Raw genomic sequence first — 16,527 nt, forward strand, 5'->3', positions numbered from 1 at the left:
CTGGTGAACTGCCTGCGGGCTGCCCGGAGCGGATGCGGGGGCTGGAGTCCTGGACGAGCCGGGAGGGCGACGACGTGGTGGAGACCGCAAGCAACGGGACCTGCCCGAAGTCCGTCGCGCGACAACACCAGCAACGCTGGCTACCTGACCCCACCTGTCACCTGTTCGTGCAGCAGTCCCGTCCGTCGCGGACCCGCCTAGCTGACGCGTATCGATGTCCTCAGGGCCAGCACACGATGATGGTGACCCACCGGCCCGCAGGGCGCGGTGTCCATGTGGTCCGGCGGGCCGGCGGCTGCGGTCTTCCTGCTCATGCGGACGGTGGCGCTTCGGGAAGCGCACATGACACAGAGTGGTCGAGCGCTGGCGCCGTGGCACACGCGGCCGATGCCGTGACACGGGGGTCGCCGGTTGCTCGCGACGCGACAACTGGGGCGATCTCCGCCTGAGAACCACCGCTACCGTTCGAGGCCAAGTGGCCACGCGGCGGGGGTGTCTGGGCACGTTCGGAGGCCGTGCACTGATGGTGTCATCTACTGGCGAGCGGACCGCACGTGCAGGTCAGGGCGGTCGTGAGCAGACCACCCATGAGCTCCTGGTGCAGCGCACGTTGTTCGTCGGGCCGACCGCAGAGGCGCCGAAGGATCTCTACAGCGTCGTGATGCACGGTGCCGTGGTCCGGGAGCGGGGCCGGCTGATGCTCCACGGTCATGCCTGCGCTACGACGAACACCTACTTCAGCCGGTTCCCTGCCTCGTATTGGCAGCGCTGGACGTCCGCCCCCGCCGTGACCGTCGAGTTCGTCGTCACCGGCGACGGGGTCGTGCGGATCATGGCGTCCGATGCGCACGGCGGCCCGCGCACCGTCGTGGTCAACGAGGTCGTGAACGCGCACGCCGAGACGGTCCGTCTCCCGGTGCGCCTGGACAGGTTCGTCGACGGCGGCGGCCTCTGGCTCGAGATGGAGACCGACGAGGGCGAGTTGACGGTCGAACGAGTGCGCTGGTCGGTAGGAGGGTTCCGCTCTCGCCCTCCCACGGCGGTGGTGATCTGCACACACAACCGGGCACAGGAGTGCCTGGCCATCCTGGGGACGCTCGTGAGGGACACGGAGGTCTTCGCCGACCTCGACTCCGTCTACGTCGTGGACCAGGGTAGCGACACCCTGGACGCCCATGAGGAGTTCCAGGCGCTGCGCAGGGAGATGGGGGCCACCCTGCACTACGTCCGCCAGCGGAACCTCGGAGGCGCGGGGGGCTTCACCCGTGGGATGTACGAGGCGATGCGGGACCACGCGCCCGTGGGCGTGAACCTGTTGCTCATGGACGACGACATCCGGCTGGAACCGGAGACGGTGCTCCGGCTCCGCGGGCTGGCCGACCGGGCAGACCGTTCCGTCATCGTGGGTGCGCAGATGCTCAACCTGCTCCACCCGAGCCGGCTGCACGTGGGTGCGGAGACCGCGGACCTGGCCATCCTGCAAGCTGGGAAGCCGGTCGAGGGTGCCATGTGGAACGCCGATCTGACGAACAGGGAAGACCTCACGAAGAGGGAACAGCACCCGCGGGTCGACGCCGTCTACAACGCGTGGTGGACCTGTCTCATCCCGTCGGAGGTCGTCGAGGCCATCGGCTTTCCGCTGCCGGTGTTCTTCCAGTGGGACGACATCGAGTTCGGACTGCGGGCGCGCGAACACGGCTTCCCGACCGTCACCCTCGCCGGCGCCGGGGCCTGGCACCCGGACTTCGCGTGGAAGAACTGGGACGACTGGTCCCGCTACTTCAGCTTCCGCAACGCCCTCATCACCAGCGCGCTGCACAGCGACTTCGATCGGCGCCGCATCGTGGGCTACCTGGCGGGTCAGCTCGTCGACGCACTCGTGTCGATGCGCTACGGCCTCGCCGACCTCATGCTGCGAGCTGTCCAGGACTTCCTGCGGGGGCCGGACGTGCTCGCCGATGCCGGGGCCGAGATCTCCGCCGGGGTCCGCAAGGCCTGGTGCGGTCACCCTGAGACGCGGAACCACCCGGCCTCGGCGGTTCCGGGCGTGCCGGACACAGCGATGTCCATGACCGCGGCCGCCGGGACGCCGTCCATGATGCGCGCCGTACTCGTCAAGCGGCTGCTGCGCCAACTCCTGCGCCGTCCGGGCGGGATCGCGGCGGTCTCGAGTGCCGATGCGCACTGGTGGCACGTGTCCCTGTTCGACACAGCGGTCGTCACCGACCCGTCACAGGAGGGCGTGCGCGTCCGGCAGCTCGACCTCGACCGCGCGGGCGTCCTGGCCCGTCGCGGTGGCGTGCTCCTCGGGAGACTGTGGCGCGACGGGCGCGCGGCCCGGGACGAATGGCGACGGCGGTTGCCGGAGCTGTCCAGTCGGGAGACCTGGGAGCGGCACATCGTCTCGCGATGAGGACGGCGGTCGACGCGGTGGTCCCGGCGTCGATGGCCGGCCGACGAGGTCGCGGCGCCGGCACAGCGAGGTCGGCAGCAGCCGTTGCCACGGCGGTGCGGTCGGAGGTCGATCGCGCGGTCCGGATGTGTCCGGCCATCGAGTCGGTGCCGGGCGGCTGACCGGTCCGGTCGAGGCTTTCGCCCTCGCCGTTCTGACACGGACAGCGGAGCTCGATGAACTCCTCCCGGGCCCCGAGCGCGGTGCTCACGCCGTCGATCGAGTGCAGACAGGACCAGACGTCGTCGGTCAGCACCCGCTCGATCCGGGCCGTGGCCGGCGAGCTGAGGTCATCAGCGGAGAGGGACTGCATCCGTCTCAGCCGGCCTCCACCAGTGCCGTGAGCTCGGCGATGGTGTGCTCGGTCGCCTGGCACCCAGGTCAGATGGGGGACGAGGAGAGGACTTCCTGTGCGTAGACGTCCCAGAGCTTGCCGAGGAACAACTGCCCGAACCTCCGGACCACCTCCGCCCGCTCCGTCGCGGTGGGAGCGTGCGCCCGCACCGTCGTCAGCTGGCGGAGGAGGTCGAGCGGCGTCAACCGCAGCACGCCCGCTCCGACGATGCCGTCCGGTTCAGCCGACCCGATCGACGCTGTGCCGTGCAGGTCGCTGCCGTCCAGGGCCGGGACGACGTGCCCGGGCAGGATCCGCACGAACAGCGTCGTGGTGTCGCTCCACAGGTCGAGGCCGGCGCCGTCCCGGACGTCCTTGACACCCAGCAGGGTGAGCGGATGTCCCGCGGAGTCGGCGAAGTGCAGTCGGTAGTACATCCGCTGGTGCCCGGTCACGTCCTGTTGGACGAACAGGTTGAACCCGCCGGAGGTCACCGGCAGCCGGCCGCCCAGCGCCTCGCAGTGGATCCACCCGGACACGGAGGCCTCGTGCAGGGGGTCGAGCAGGAAGCGGTTCACTCCGTCCATCGTGATGGTGAGTCGGAAGGCCAGCCCGATCCCGCGGTCACGGCCGAGTGAGGCGCCGCGTCGGGGGTCGGTCTCCCCGAAGCTGAACCAGCCGTGCATCTTCTCGGTGAACGCCAGCCGCGTGCGGGGCCCGGTGTCGTCCTCGTCGACCGGCGTCACCTCGATGCCGTTCGCAGCGCACCAGCTCCGCGCCGCACGCACTCCCATGTTCACCACCTCAGCGACCCTGTCGCGGCTGAAGGTGACCAGGTAGTGCAGCGGCACCTCCTCCTGCAGCAGCTTCACCTCGATGTGGCGGCCGAACTCGCCCTTCTCCCCCAGCGCGTTGTTGGCGGCGATCCGGTCCAGCATCCGCTGGAAGTGCCCGTTGGCGGCCGTCTCGATGACCTGGAAGTACTGGGCGAGGAAGCCGGCCCGCCACACCCGCTGCCGACTGACCGTCCAGATCACCCACAGCTCGTCGGCGCCGCGCCGGATCGCCTCCTCCAGGTTGGCGTCGGTGATGTAGACGGCGTCGATGTAGGTGTCCCCGTCGATGACGACCGGAGGGAACCAGACGGGCAAGGAGACGGCGGCGACGAGGAAGTCCTCGTCGAGCGACGCCGGCTCGCGCACGGTCAGCCGGTTGCGGCTGAAGTTGTAGGCGTTGAACGTGGCCGGGTGGCCGCTGGCACGGATGCGTGTCCAGTCCAGTCCCCACGCCGGGAACACGTTCCTCCGGTACCGCTCCAGCGTGAAGAGCGACGGCGCGAACGGCCCGCGTACCAGCCCCCGCCAGTTCGGCGCGATGCCCCGCTTCGGGTCACCGAGCCGCCAGTTGTCGGCGATCTCGCGGCCGGTCAGCCCCTGGCAGTACATCGCGAGGTTGAACACCCCACCGCTGGCGCCGTCCGCGTCGTCGAAGGTGAGCCCGGCCTCGTCCAGCCACACCTGCAGGACACCCGCCTGGAACGCGACCTTGAGCCCCCCACCAGCGAGGATCAGTGCCCGCTTCGGCCGCTGGGCGTCCTGCGTCGTACTCATGGCCCACCTCGGGTGTCAGCCGGCTGCGTCGTCGACCAGGCGCTCGGCGAACCGGTCCGCCAGCGCCGCGATCGTCAGGGAGGGGTTGGCGCCCACCGGGCCTGGCATCACCGAGCCGTCGGCGACGTACAGCCCGGGATGCCCGAACACCCGCCCGTAGGAGTCGACCACCCCGCGGTCCGGACCCGTGCCCATCGGGCACCCGCCCAGCGGGTGCACCGTCACGAGCAGGTTCAACCACCACAGCGGGTTGACGTAGCGGGCGCCCATGGCGGCGCTGAGGTCGCGCATGGCGCCGTCGACGCGCCGCAGGTAGCCGCGCGAGGACGTCGGCCGCCAGTCCACGTCGAGGTACCCACCTCGCAGACTCATCCAGCCGTCCGGGACGTCCCGGCCCATCCCGAGCAGCGGGAGGGAGCTGACCGCGAGGGTGTTCCGGCCGAAGACCCGGCTCAGCGGGGAGGCGATGGACGTCTTCGGACGGCGGGTGAGGCGGGCGAGCCCACGCTCGAGGAGGAACCGCCCCAGCCCGGCCGTCTGTGTGATGACCCCCTCCTCGACCAGCCAGTTGACGAACTCCGGATAACCGGCGTCCTCGATGTACGCGCCGCGTCCCTCCCCGCCGTCGGCGGTGTCGCGCAGCCGGGTGGCCGTGGTGATGACCGGACCGAAGGTGGGGTCGAACCGGCCGACTCCCCCGTCGCGGCCGCGTCGCTTCACCGCGAACCCCAGGTAGTCCCCGTTGCCCGAGAACCGGGCCCCGAGCATGGGCGACAGGTGGGGCAGCATCGACCGGTTCTTGAGGAGGAGGAAGGTGCTGCCCAGTGCCCCCGCCGAGAGCACCAGCCGACGGCAGGTGAGTCGCTTCAGTGGGAGCCGGTCGGGAGGGATCCCGACGCCGGCATCGGTCTCGCGGTGTTCGACGTAGTCCACCGCGTAGCCGCCGTCGTAGGGCCGGAAGGCCCGGACCTCACAGCGCGTGCGGATGTCCGCGCCCTGGTGATGGGCGGCGGACAGGTACGTGTGGTCGAGGGAGTTCTTGCTCCCGTAGTTGCAGCCGATGTCGCACTCGCCCACGAGCCGGCAGGTCGAGCGCGGCAGCCCGTGCAGGTTCGGGTACGCGCCGTCGGGGATCTGCTCCCCTGGCACCGGCCGGTCCACGTCGTTGCCGAAGGTCACCGCCAGGTTCGGCAGCTGCCAGTCCAGCCCGAGGGTCGTTGCCGCCTCGCGCAGTGCCGTCGCCTTGAGCGTGCGGTCGTAGGGCGGTCTGTCCAGCGGGTAGGCCTGCACGTCCATCATCTGCTCGACGGCGGAGTAGTGACGTTCGAGGTCTCCGTAGGTCACCGGCCACTCCTCGGCGCCACCACCGGGCAGCGGCTCGTGAGCGAACGTGTTCGGGTCCTTGCGCAGCAGGACGTTCGCGTAGATCAGCGAACCGCCGCCGAGGCCGCTGCTGACCACGGCCGAGATGCTCGTGAAGGACCAGACGTCGAACAGGCCCTGGCGACCTTCGCTGGGATCCCAGAAGTTGCGGCCCATGTCGTGGGGTGAACGCGCGAACGAGCCGGGCGGATAGGGCTTCCCACGTTCGAGCAGGCAGACGGCCAGCCCCGCGTCGGCCAGCCGCCACGCCATCACGGAGCCCCCGAAGCCCGATCCGACGACCACGACGTCGAAGTCGGACCGGTCGCCCGTCGTCACGAGGGTTCCTCGAGGACCGTGCGGGCGTCATGACGGGCCGTGCCGGTGGTCCGGTGCGACGGCTCCGGTCGGGAGGACGTCACGAGCACGGGCGTCTCCCACGTCGGCAGCGCCGGGAGGGCCGCAGCTGGCCCACGGCGGCGCGCTCCCCGGTCCCGGCGTACGCCTGCTGCACGTCGCCCCGGCATGGGCGCGGACGTTATCGGCGAGGGCGTCACCGCAACGTCACCGACGGCGTCAGCGCCGCGGACTCCGCCCGGAGACTGCGCGTTGACGCCGTCGTGACGCGCGGCCGCGATCATCCCGTAGGACCTCCCCCGGACGAGAGTCCGGGCGCCCTCGTCCCCGGGAAGACCCACCCGCCGAGGAGACCGGGAGCCGCGCATGACGACCACGGCCGACCCACCGCAGCCTGACGACGCCGGCGCGCCGGAGACCGATCCCCCGGCTCCTCCGGCGGGGGCCGAGGACCCCGCGACGTCGTTCACCCGCCAGCGGGCCACCCGCTGGCTGGAGCCCCACCTGCTGCTGCGGATGAGCCTGCGGGCCGTCGTGAGCGCGATCCTCGGCGAGTACAACGACAAGCGCGAGCTGATGGGGGAGATCGAGGCCGACGGGTTCCTCGACCTGAGCACCCCCGACGGTGACCTGTGGATCGACTACGTGGCCGACCTCGGCGACGGCTTCGCCGCCACCTACGCCGTCGCCACACTGCTCTCCCGACCCGAGCTCGAGGTCGCGCCGCAGGGCGGGACGACGCACTCGACCCGGCAGGGCCGGCTCCTGGTCCTGGGTGGCGACGAGTGCTACCCGGCCGCACACGTCGACGAGTACGAGAACCGGCTGGTCGGGCCGTACCGGGCCGCGCTCCCCCGAAAGGACCCCGACGCCCCCTGCCTGCAGGCGGTGCCGGGCAACCACGACTGGTACGACGGGCTCACCGCGTTCATGCGCACCTTCTGCCAGGGCCGGTGGATCGGCGGGTGGCGCAGCCGGCAGGCCCGCAGCTACTTCGCGACGAAGCTGTCGGCCGGCTGGTGGCTGTGGGGTGTCGACATCCAGTTCGACACCTACCTCGACGAGGCCCAGCTCTCCTACTTCAGGCGGATCGCCGAGGAACTGCGCCCAGGCGACGCCGTCCTGCTCTGCACGGGCAAACCGAGTTGGGTGGCGGCGACCGACGACGACGTCGAGGCGTACGCGACCCTGGACTTCTTCGAGCGGGAGGTCATCCATCCCCGCCACGCACGCGTGCGGCTCGCGCTGACCGGTGACCGGCACCACTACTCCCGCTACGGCGCGTCCGACGGCGCGCAGAAGATCACCGCCGGGGGTGGCGGCGCGTTCCTCTCCGCCACGCACCATCTGCCGGAGACGATCCACGTGCCCCCGCCCCGGAGCAGGGCCCGCAGCAAGAGCCGCTCGACGACGTACCAGCGCTGTGACGTCTATCCGGAGGCGGGGGACTCGCGGCGGCTCAGTCGGGGCATCCTGCGCCTACCGTTCGCCACACCGACGTTCGCAGCCCTGCTCGGCGGGGTCTATGCGTTGCTCACCCTGGCGGTGGGCGCGGCGCTGCGCGACCCGGCCCACGGCCTGGTCGAGGACGTGCACGCCATGGCCGCCGCGCTGCGGGGAGCCGATGTGGGCCGCCTCGCCGGAGGGCTGGCCGACAGCGTGGCCGCGTTCCTCCTCTGCGCCGTGGTCATCGGCGGCGCAGTCGCCTTCACCAGGGACGCCTCGCGGCGGCGCGGGCGCATCACCGGTCTGGTGCACGGGCTGCTGCACCTGACGCTGCTCATCGTGGTCATCCGGGGCGCCACCTGGCTGACCGCCGGGATGCCAGGCACCTGGTCACTGGCCCTGGTCGTCCCTCTGGTGTTCGCGGTGGGGGGGATCCTCGCGGCCGAGTTGGTGGCGCTCTACCTGCTGGTCGTCGACCGGTTGTTCGGGATCAACAGCAACGAGCTGTTCGCCGGCCAGGCCATCCCGGACCGCCGCAACTTCCTCCGCCTGCGCCTGCAGCCCGACGGCACGCTGACCGTCTACCCGATCGGCGTCCGACGCGTCCCGCGCGACTGGGACCTCCGGCCGGGCTGGGTGCCCGGCGATCGCGAACGGTTCGCACCGGTCGACGGGATCGTGGCGCCCTTCCTCATCGAGGAGCCCATCCCGATCCCGCGCACGGCGCCCGGGACTGCGGCGTGAACTCGCGTGTGCGCGCCGGCGACCGCGACGCCGGCGCGTCCCGATCGACGGGAAGCCGCACGGGGACTCGCCCATCCGGGTGGGCGCAGGCCCTGCGTGGCGGCCCGCTCCTCCCCGGTCCGGACGTCGCGGACGACGACCCAGCAGGTCCGGGGTCCGCCGGCCGTTCCGCGCCGGGAACCCGGTCCCGCGGTGACCGGTCAGCCATCTCCCTCGGTGCGCGCGTAGCTCCTGGCCCCCCACCAGTCCCACTCCTCCTCGTTGGGTGGGGCGCCGATGAGCTCGTCGTTCTTCCAGCCGTAGAGCCGGAACAGGAACCACTTGATGTCGAGGGGGCGGCCGACGAGGTTGGCCTCCCGGTCGCGGACGTCGTAGGAGACCCACCACTCCCGCTTGAGGCCGTCGGCCTCGGCGAACTCCAGCACCGCCTCCGCGCCGGCGTAGTGGTCGGGATGGTCGCCGGGGTTCAGCGCCCGGTCGTGGTCGGCGGTGGTGATCCACGGGCGCTCCGTCGCCCCCCGCTCCGAGGAGACGATGCCGCGGAGCGTGGTCACGAAGTCGTCCCAGCCGTCGTACGTGGTCGATCCGTCGATGGCCGCCAGGGAGGCGATCGCACCGCTCCGCAGCTTCCCGAGGGTGCGGAAGCCGGTGGACTGGAAGCCCTCGCCGTCGACGTTGCCGTCGGGGACCCGCATGCCGTAGACGACCCAGGTCGGCCCGCTGAAGCGTTGGATCGAGTGCCCGTTGACGGTGGCTCGGTCCGACATCGGCTCGCCGGGAGTCAGTGTGCCAGCCATCGACTCGATGCAGGCCGCCTCGTGCGCCTCCCACCAGCCGTCCGTTCGGCCCGCGTCGTCGGCTGTGAGCACGACGTGCACCGTCCTGACGTCCGGGGTGTGCAGGTCGGTGAACAAGTTCTCCCCGCGGAACAGCAGGACGTCGTCGGTGTGGGCCCCTACGTAGAACGTCACGTCGGACACGGCCGTCTCCTCTGCTCGGGCGTCCCGGGAAGGCGAGGGCGACAAGCCTGCCCGTGTCGTCCGCGACACGCCCGGGCCTGGCGCCCCGGAGGCCTCGCGGAGTCCGTCGCACGACCGCTCGGGCCTCCTCCAGGAGGCAGGGGTGGCGCGCCTGCCCACGACGTCGGCGACACGGCCGCGCCCCGACCCGACGACGCCCGCCTCGCGGAGAGGAGAACCGCATGACCGAGCGAGAACTGAGGTTCGAACAGTGGGCGACGGCGACGCCGGCCGCAGGGTGGCAGGTGGACGCCGGACCGCTCATGGGAGGACCGGGAAGTGACCTCTTCGCGTACCACCCGAGCAACGGGACGCTGTGGGTGGCGGAGAACAGCGGTGACCGGTTCGAGTTCACGGCTCCGTGGGCGACCGTGGAGCCAGCGGACGGGTGGCAGTTCGTCGTCGCGGACACCACCGGCGACGGCCGGGCGGACGTCGTCGGCTACCACGCGGGGAGTGGGGCCGTGTGGGTCGGCGCGAACCGCGGGGGGACCTTCGACCTCACACAGTGGACGACCCTGACCCCGGCGGCCGGATGGACCATCCGCTGCGGTTACTTCACGGGAAAGGCGGGAGCCGACCTGCTCGCCTGTCACCGCGACAGCGGCTCGGTGTGGGTCGGCGCGAACACGGGCTCGGCGTTCTGGTTCGACGACAGGTGGGCGATGGTCGCGCCCGGGCAGGACTGGCAGTTCGCGACCGGGGACTTCCTCGGTAACGGAACGACCGACGTGGTGGCATACCGACCGGCCGACGGATCGGTGTGGGTCGGGGAGAACCGCGGATCGTCGTTCAGCATGACCCGCTGGGCGACACTGACGCCCGCTTCGGGCTGGCACATCCTCGCAGGCCTGTTCACGGGACGGAACCGGGCGGATCTCCTCGGCTATCACCCCGACGACGGAGAGCTCTGGATCGGGGAGAACCAGGGCGACGTGTTCGACTTCACCGTCGCGTCGGCGACCGTGTCCCCGGCGGCGGGCTGGCAGTTCGTGACCAGCAGCGTCAACGGCGACATCTGGCACGACGTCATCGGTTATCACCCGGCGAAGGGGGAGGTGTGGGTCGGGGTGTCGCCCACCCGACCGATCGAGGGCTACTGCTGGCCGCTCTCGGCACGCCCGGGCGAGTCCATCTCGTTCTACATGTCGCACGGCGGGGCATCGGTCGCCTCGATCCAGCGGCACACCTCCACCTCGGAGAGGATCGACTCGTCCGTGGTCGACTCGGTGCAGTTCACGGCGGAGTACCAGGTGGCCACGACGACGGCCTGGCGCACGGGATGCGGCTGGAGCGAGACCTTCCACCTGACCGTGCGACCGGAGTGGCCGTCGGGCATCTACTCGGCCTCCTGCGAGGACGCCACCGGAGGCCGCTCGGACATCACGTTCGTGGTGAAGCCGGCCGCCGACCGGAGTTCGGGCGTGGCGGTACTCGCGAACGTCAACACCTGGCTGGCCTACAACGGGTGGGGTGGCCGGTCGAAGTACTCCGGACTGGCCCGCGCGAGTTTCCTCCGCCCGATGCCGCCCTCGGCGCCGGACGGGGACCCCCACCTCACCCGTGGCGAGCTCTGGATCCTGGGCTGGCTGGAGAGCCGGCACCGTGCCCCTGACGTCTTCACCGACATCGACTTCCACGTCGACGGGTGCGACCCGGCGCAGCACCCGCTGCTGATCGTGGGCACCCATCCCGAGTACTGGACGCCGCAGATGTACGACCAGCTGGCGGCATACCTCGACGGTGGCGGAAACCTCGCCTACCTGGCGGGCAACGGCGTGTTCGAGACCGCGGAGTACGACAACGACCGGACGGAGATGGTGTTCCGGCTGGGCGTCGAGGGCGGCGCGCGCGAGGTGGCCATGTTCCGGACGCGCGGCAGGCCCGAACGCTCACTCCTCGGCGTCGCCACCGAACGCTGCGAGGTACCGGGGTCGCCCTTCGTGGTCCGCAGGGCCGATCACCCGTTGTTCGCGGGAACGGACCTGTCGAACGGGGACACCTTCGGCGACGTCGGACTGAACACCCAGCACAGCGGCGGCACGGGCAACGGCAAGGCGAGCGGCTGGGAGGTCGACACCAGCCGCGGCCCCGGCGCGACGGCCCTGCCGACGTCCTGTCAGCTCGATCCGGCTGCACTGAGTCCGGCGGGGGTGCCGGCGTCGGATCTTCCCGACGGCCTGGTCCTCCTCGCCCAGGGCGTGCCGGACCCGGCCGGCCCCGGCGCGGACATGACGTACTACGACCACCCCGGCGGCGGCTTCGTCTTCTCCGCCGGATCGCTGACGTTCGGGGGCAGCCTCGTCGTCGATCCCGTGCTCAACAGGCTGATGCACAACGTGCTCGATCGGGCGGGGGTCTCCTGATGCCGGCTCAGTGGGTCCCACGGTCGTACGGGCACCGCACGGCCACCGGCAGCGGGTCCACGAGCACCGGGACGGAGCCGTGCTGTCGGGTCGCTGGACGGTCGGCAGTCCTGCCGTGCGGCCGGGGCACCACGGGGCCGGAACGCCGGAATGCTCGCCGGGCTGGCCGCCGACAGCCGGATCGGCTCCCCGACGGCGCACCGGTGTCCGCACGAGCGCGTCGACGTCCTCGCAGCGGCGGCGGGGCTGCGCGGCGCGCTGCCGGCCGCCCGCGCCGCGGGCCGTTCTCCTGTGACCGTGGACGGCACGCGGATCCGCACCGACCGCTGCCGTGCTCCGAGGCCGACTGCTCGCACCGATCTCGCCGATGCCCGGGTGGACCCGTGGTGGTCGGGCGAGGCTGCTGGAAGGGCGGACGCCTGCCGCTGACCACGCCGATCGAGCACAGTGCCAGCCGCCGGCTGCCTCTCTCACGCCGGCTACCTCACCCGCCGAGCTCCCTGGGAACCACGGAGAGCGCAGCGGGCGGCCCGCTCCGGGTCACGGCTCGCCGCGAGCAGACGTGGACGGTCGAGCCACCAAGGCCGCCGTCCCGGCGGCTGCCAGCTCCACCACGGTGAACGAGAGACGGGAGACGGCGGCGAGCGCGAGCGCTTGCCCAAAGGGCAGGACCGCGGAGAGCACCACCACGACGATCAGCTCACGGGCGCCGATGCCGGACGGCAGGATGAAGGCCACCAGGCCGGCGGTCATGGCCAGGCCCATGGCTCCCACGCACAGCAGGAGCAGGAGCCCACCGTGCATGTCCCGCGTCGCACGCAGGGAGCCGGCCAGTACGTACAGATGCAGGCCGTAGAAGACGTACACGAGCAGGCTGACACCGGTCGCCCGGCTGATGGCCTGACCGCTGAGCCGTCGGGACAGTGGCTCCCGGTGCAGCACCGACAGGAGCCTGTCGACCACGAACGTCAGCGGCCGAGGGTGCAGCAGCACCAACCCGATCGGCAGCAACGTGAACAGCCACAGCACTGCGGGCTCGTTCCGGACGAGCGCCGGCAGAGCGAGGGCCCCGGCGAGCAGTGACGCGATGACGACGACACCCGCGGTCAGGATGGAGGCGATGAAGCTGCGGACCCGGCTGACACCGAACGACCGCGCCAGCTCCATCTGGAGCAGGAACGCCATCACCGACCCGGGGACGTACTTCCCGAGCTGACCCACCAGATAGATCTTGGACGCGTCGCGTACTCGGACGTGCGAGCCGAGGTCGTCGAGCATGGCCTGCCAGACCAGCGGGCTCAACAGGACTCCGGCGACCACAGCGGCGGACGACAGCACCAGGCGGGGCCAGGGCAGCTGGGACAGCGTGTTCGAGACCTGGTGCCACTGACCCACCAACTGATAGACCGCGTATCCGACGATCACCAGGACGACCAGGCGGCGCCCCCAGGAGATGAGACGGGCTCGCCACGTGACGCGTGACGACCCCGCGCCGGGAGAGAGGTCGGCAGTGGCGGGCTGAGACGCGGCTCCGGTGGCGTCCTCGGTCACTCGCCGCCACCTCCCCGATGGCCCGGTCCGCGCCAGCGGAACGTCCTCGTGGACCCACCCCTTACCGTCCCGTCGCCCCGGTCGGGATCGGGACGACGTCCACGTGCTCCGTCCCGACGGCCGGACCGGATCGATCGGCCGACGACGCCGGGATCCGCTGCCTGCGCCGATCGGCAGTCGTGATCCACAGGACCGTCTGACCGAGGCTGACAGGGACCGCGACGGCGAGGAGCCCGACGCCCAGGGACGACCCCGGCGACTCGAAGCGCAGTGTCAGGACGTGCCGACCGGCCGGCACATCGACCCTCAACAAGCCGGCTGACCCGGTCCGCACCGCGATCGGCTCGCCGTCCAGTGTCGCGCTGTACCCAGGCCAGTTCAGCCGCGCGAACGTCAGAGTGCCGTCGTCGATGGCACGGAAGGACACCGACTCGACCTCGGCCCGGCTCCGGTCCGACCGGATGTCGATGCCCGGTGAGGCCCATGACAGCCGCCCCTCGTAGGTGCTGGGCCGGTTCCGGACCCAGACGGTCCGCAGGTCGTCGCGGGCGACGACGGACCAGCCCCCGGGGGGTGGACCGGCGACCGGTCCGGGGAACATCCGAGCGTCGAGCACCAGGGTCTGCACTCTCAACAGGTCGATGAGCGGCACGCCGGTCTCCTCGTCCGGAGCCCACACCCGGTCGAACGCCTCGGGGCAGAACTGTCCCCGGTAGTCCATGCACAGGGCGCGGGTGAAGTCCTGGAAGCCCATGCCGCTGTACCGCACGAGCGACTCGTGCCCGGACATCAGGCCCTCGTTGCCGAACAACAGCTCGCCGGTCTGGGTGCGCGACGCCACGCCGAGCGAGGTCACGGCGGACAACTGCAGCACCGGGCCGCGATAGAACGACGTGGCGTCGCGCACCTGGGCGATCGAGGAGGGAGGCTGCCCGCCGGTCGCGGTCGTCGACCCGATCCCCACCGGGAGCCGACTGGTCTGGTAGGTCACGACCACGGCCGTGCCGACCACCAGCAGCGCGCCCCCGGCGAACGGTCCACGGCGGCAGGAGGCGTACACCGCCGCCAGCACCAGGCTCAGGACGCCGAGGCCGGCCATGACGTGCATCCGGTAGAGATCCGGACGCAGAGCGAAGGAGAGGTACGCCCCCGCCGCCACGATCCCGACCGTCGCGAGCAGTCGCTCCCGGACGTGGTCCCGCGCGAAGCCCCGTGAGAGGACGAGTGCGAGCAGCACCGCGACGCCCACGTAGAAGTACTCGATCAGCCGGATCGGCCAGCGGAAGAGCCACACGTTCGACGGTCCGAGGCTCAGCGCGCCGTAGACGGCCGTGATGAGCACCAGACTCGTCAGCGGACGATGCGTGCGGCGCAGCCCCCGCCACCGCAACCACGGGAGCACCGGCATGGCGAACCACAGGAAGTAGGTCGACGGCAGCTGCTCGAGGACCGCCCCGTTCCAGTTCACGATCCCGGGCAGGTACGTCGGCGCGCTGGAGAGGAGCATGTCGCTGAGGTGGGGCACCAGGAACATGTCGTTCGAGAGCATCGCGGTCTGCGGACGGTCGGTCACCGGGAGCGTGCCGGCCATCGGGAGGAACACGAGCGCCGCTACCGCCCCCACGCAGGCGCCGGTCAGGACGAGCCCGCCGAGCAGGCGGTAGGCGCGCCGGACGAACAGCTCGACCGCGATGCCGCTCAGGACGACGACGATGCCCAGCGCCGCGTACGGGTTCCCGGTGGTCATCCCCAGAGCGCCGACCAGGAACGGCACGAACGGCCAGAGGTGGCCGCGGGCCTGCCGGCGGGCCGCCCACCAGAACCAGATGACCCACGTGAACGCCATGAGACCTGCTGGCCAGCCGGCCGCCTCGTAGTACATCGTGAACCCGGTGGCGGGAACGCCGACCGCGACGGCGACCGCGGGGATCCGGCGCGCCTCGTACTCCCGGCTCAGCAGATAGACGGCGGTCCCGAGCAGGCCCAGGAACCCGATCTGCACGACGGCAGCCGCGGTGGCGAGGTCGTCGAACAGCGAGACGATGACATAGGCGAACAGCTGGACGGGGTTCCACAGTGCGTACGTGCCCTCGCCCGCGTAGTTGCCTCCGGCCCAGCCGGACGGCTCCATGGTCGGCCAGTGGCCCGCGCGCAGTTGCTGGCCGAAGTGGTGCCACAGCGGGATGAACGACTCGGGGTTGTCGCCGCGGTAGTAGAACTGGTGGTGCTGGAGGAACGGAATGGTCATCACCACGATGACGATGACGCCGACGCCGACGCCGACCGCCCACTCGGGGATCCGACGTCCAGTGCCCCCGATCGCCGACCGGTGGGCCGGAGTCCCCGCTGTCGTGGTCACCGGCCGACCTCCTCGTTCATCGGCGCGCCAGGCTCTCGGCCACGCTAACGTGCCGGTCACCGTCCTTGCGCGACGACGATGCTCACGATGCGACGAGCAGGAGATGCCGACCGGTGATGGTGGCGGCCGGGGACGAGCCGGCGGACGAGCGCGCGGAGCTCAGCGCGGTGGCGCTCAGCTATGTCGTCCCGGCGCACGACAGCACCGCTGTCATCGAGGACACCCTCCGCGCCCTCGCGACCCGGCTGCAGGGCCGGGACGCAGAGGTGATCGTCGTGGAGAACGGCTCGCACGACGGCACCCGTGGCCTGCTCGAACGCCTCCGGCAGACCTGGCCGTACCCCGGCGTCCGACTCGTCGTCCTGCGGTCGGCCAAGGGTCTCGGCAACGCCTACCGCACTGGCATCGCGGCGAGCCAGGGGGCACGGGTCCTGCTCACAGCAGACGATCTGCCCTTCGGATTCGACGACCTCGACGCCGCCGACGACATCGATCCGGCCGCCCATCCGGTCGTCATCGGCTCCAAGGGCCACCCGGACTCGGCGGTCGACCGCGGCGGGGTACGGCTCGTGCTCAGCTGGGGCTTCCGGCTGTTGCGCCGGGTCGTCCTGGGTATGCGGACATCGGATCCGCAGGGCACGTTCATCCTCGCGGGGGACTGGGCCCGGCAGGTCGCCGACCGGCTGACCGAGCCGGGCTACCTGATGACCACGGAACTGTGCCACCTCGCCGAGCTCGGCGGCGTCAAGCCTGTCGAGGTGCCGGTGCGGCTGTCCACCCGGCACCGGGACCACCGCAGCCGGGTCAGAGTGCGAGATGTGTGGCAGATGGGAGTCGGGCTGGCCAGGATCCGGTCCCGGCACGCGAGCGCGCGGCGGCCAGCACCCGCACGGGCGTGGAGGCCGAACTGAGCCGCGGGAAGGGGCC

At 71.3% G+C, this 16,527-nt stretch carries 9 protein-coding genes and 1 pseudogene; 5 read left to right on the top strand and 5 right to left on the bottom strand.

The features are described from left to right. Positions 1–598 precede the first annotated feature (598 nt). Complete coding sequence (locus FN207_RS25190; protein WP_221888399.1) at positions 599–2,413, top strand: glycosyltransferase; 1,815 nt, start codon at positions 599–601, stop codon at positions 2,411–2,413. Positions 2,414–2,833: 420 nt separating this feature from the next. On the opposite strand, the gene FN207_RS25195 is transcribed toward FN207_RS25190, so the two are convergent. Together FN207_RS25195 and FN207_RS25200 are read right to left on the bottom strand one after the other, a co-directional pair. Beyond that, positions 2,834–4,396: a patatin-like phospholipase family protein gene (locus tag FN207_RS25195; protein ID WP_142461200.1), complete on the bottom strand. Its 1,563-nt coding sequence runs from the start codon at positions 4,394–4,396 to the stop codon at positions 2,834–2,836. Between the two features lie 15 nt (positions 4,397–4,411). Beyond that, positions 4,412–6,097, bottom strand: coding sequence for a GMC oxidoreductase (locus FN207_RS25200; protein ID WP_221888400.1), 1,686 nt, complete (start codon positions 6,095–6,097; stop codon positions 4,412–4,414). Positions 6,098–6,481: 384 nt separating this feature from the next. On the opposite strand from FN207_RS25200, the gene FN207_RS25205 reads away from it, so the two are divergent. Then, positions 6,482–8,305: a metallophosphoesterase gene (locus FN207_RS25205; RefSeq protein WP_142461201.1), complete on the top strand. Its 1,824-nt coding sequence runs from the start codon at positions 6,482–6,484 to the stop codon at positions 8,303–8,305. 200 nt (positions 8,306–8,505) lie between these two features. Here the strand turns inward: FN207_RS25205 and FN207_RS25210 are convergent, their stop codons facing one another. After that, the gene (locus tag FN207_RS25210; RefSeq protein WP_142461202.1) at positions 8,506–9,285 is read right to left on the bottom strand and encodes a GlcNAc-PI de-N-acetylase; all 780 of its coding nucleotides are present in this window, start codon (positions 9,283–9,285) and stop codon (positions 8,506–8,508) included. Between the two features lie 221 nt (positions 9,286–9,506). Here FN207_RS25210 and FN207_RS25215 point away from each other — a divergent pair, with 221 nt between their 5' ends. Both FN207_RS25215 and FN207_RS25220 read left to right on the top strand, forming a co-directional pair. Then, positions 9,507–11,690, top strand: coding sequence for an FG-GAP repeat domain-containing protein (locus FN207_RS25215; protein WP_142461203.1), 2,184 nt, complete (start codon positions 9,507–9,509; stop codon positions 11,688–11,690). A 153-nt stretch (positions 11,691–11,843) separates the two neighbouring features. After that, positions 11,844–12,089: pseudogene (locus FN207_RS25220) on the top strand (IS5/IS1182 family transposase); the annotation flags it as partial. A 141-nt stretch (positions 12,090–12,230) separates the two neighbouring features. Here FN207_RS25220 and FN207_RS25225 read toward each other — a convergent pair. Both FN207_RS25225 and FN207_RS26600 read right to left on the bottom strand, forming a co-directional pair. Further along, on the bottom strand, positions 12,231–13,241 hold the full coding sequence (locus FN207_RS25225) for a lysylphosphatidylglycerol synthase transmembrane domain-containing protein (RefSeq protein WP_185938578.1): 1,011 nt from the start codon (positions 13,239–13,241) through the stop codon (positions 12,231–12,233). Between the two features lie 61 nt (positions 13,242–13,302). Next, a complete protein-coding gene (locus FN207_RS26600; RefSeq protein WP_185938579.1) occupies positions 13,303–15,600 on the bottom strand; it encodes a hypothetical protein in 2,298 nt (765 codons plus the stop codon). Positions 15,601–15,716: 116 nt separating this feature from the next. Here FN207_RS26600 and FN207_RS25230 point away from each other — a divergent pair, with 116 nt between their 5' ends. Beyond that, positions 15,717–16,511, top strand: a complete 795-nt coding sequence (locus FN207_RS25230; protein WP_142461227.1) for a glycosyltransferase family 2 protein — start codon at positions 15,717–15,719, stop codon at positions 16,509–16,511. The last annotated feature ends 16 nt before the right edge of the window (positions 16,512–16,527 follow it).

Source organism: Geodermatophilus aquaeductus (assembly GCF_900182545.1).
Classification (GTDB): domain Bacteria; phylum Actinomycetota; class Actinomycetes; order Mycobacteriales; family Geodermatophilaceae; genus Geodermatophilus; species Geodermatophilus aquaeductus.

Bases quoted from the DNA above. Each gene is read 5' to 3' on its own strand.
- FN207_RS25195 (WP_142461200.1), bottom strand. From the start codon at position 4,396: ATGAGTACGACGCAGGACGCCCAGCGGCCGAAGCGGGCACTGATCCTC.
- FN207_RS25205 (WP_142461201.1), top strand. From the start codon at position 6,482: ATGACGACCACGGCCGACCCACCGCAGCCTGACGACGCCGGCGCGCCG.
- FN207_RS25215 (WP_142461203.1), top strand. From the start codon at position 9,507: ATGACCGAGCGAGAACTGAGGTTCGAACAGTGGGCGACGGCGACGCCG.
- FN207_RS25230 (WP_142461227.1), top strand. From the start codon at position 15,717: ATGGTGGCGGCCGGGGACGAGCCGGCGGACGAGCGCGCGGAGCTCAGC.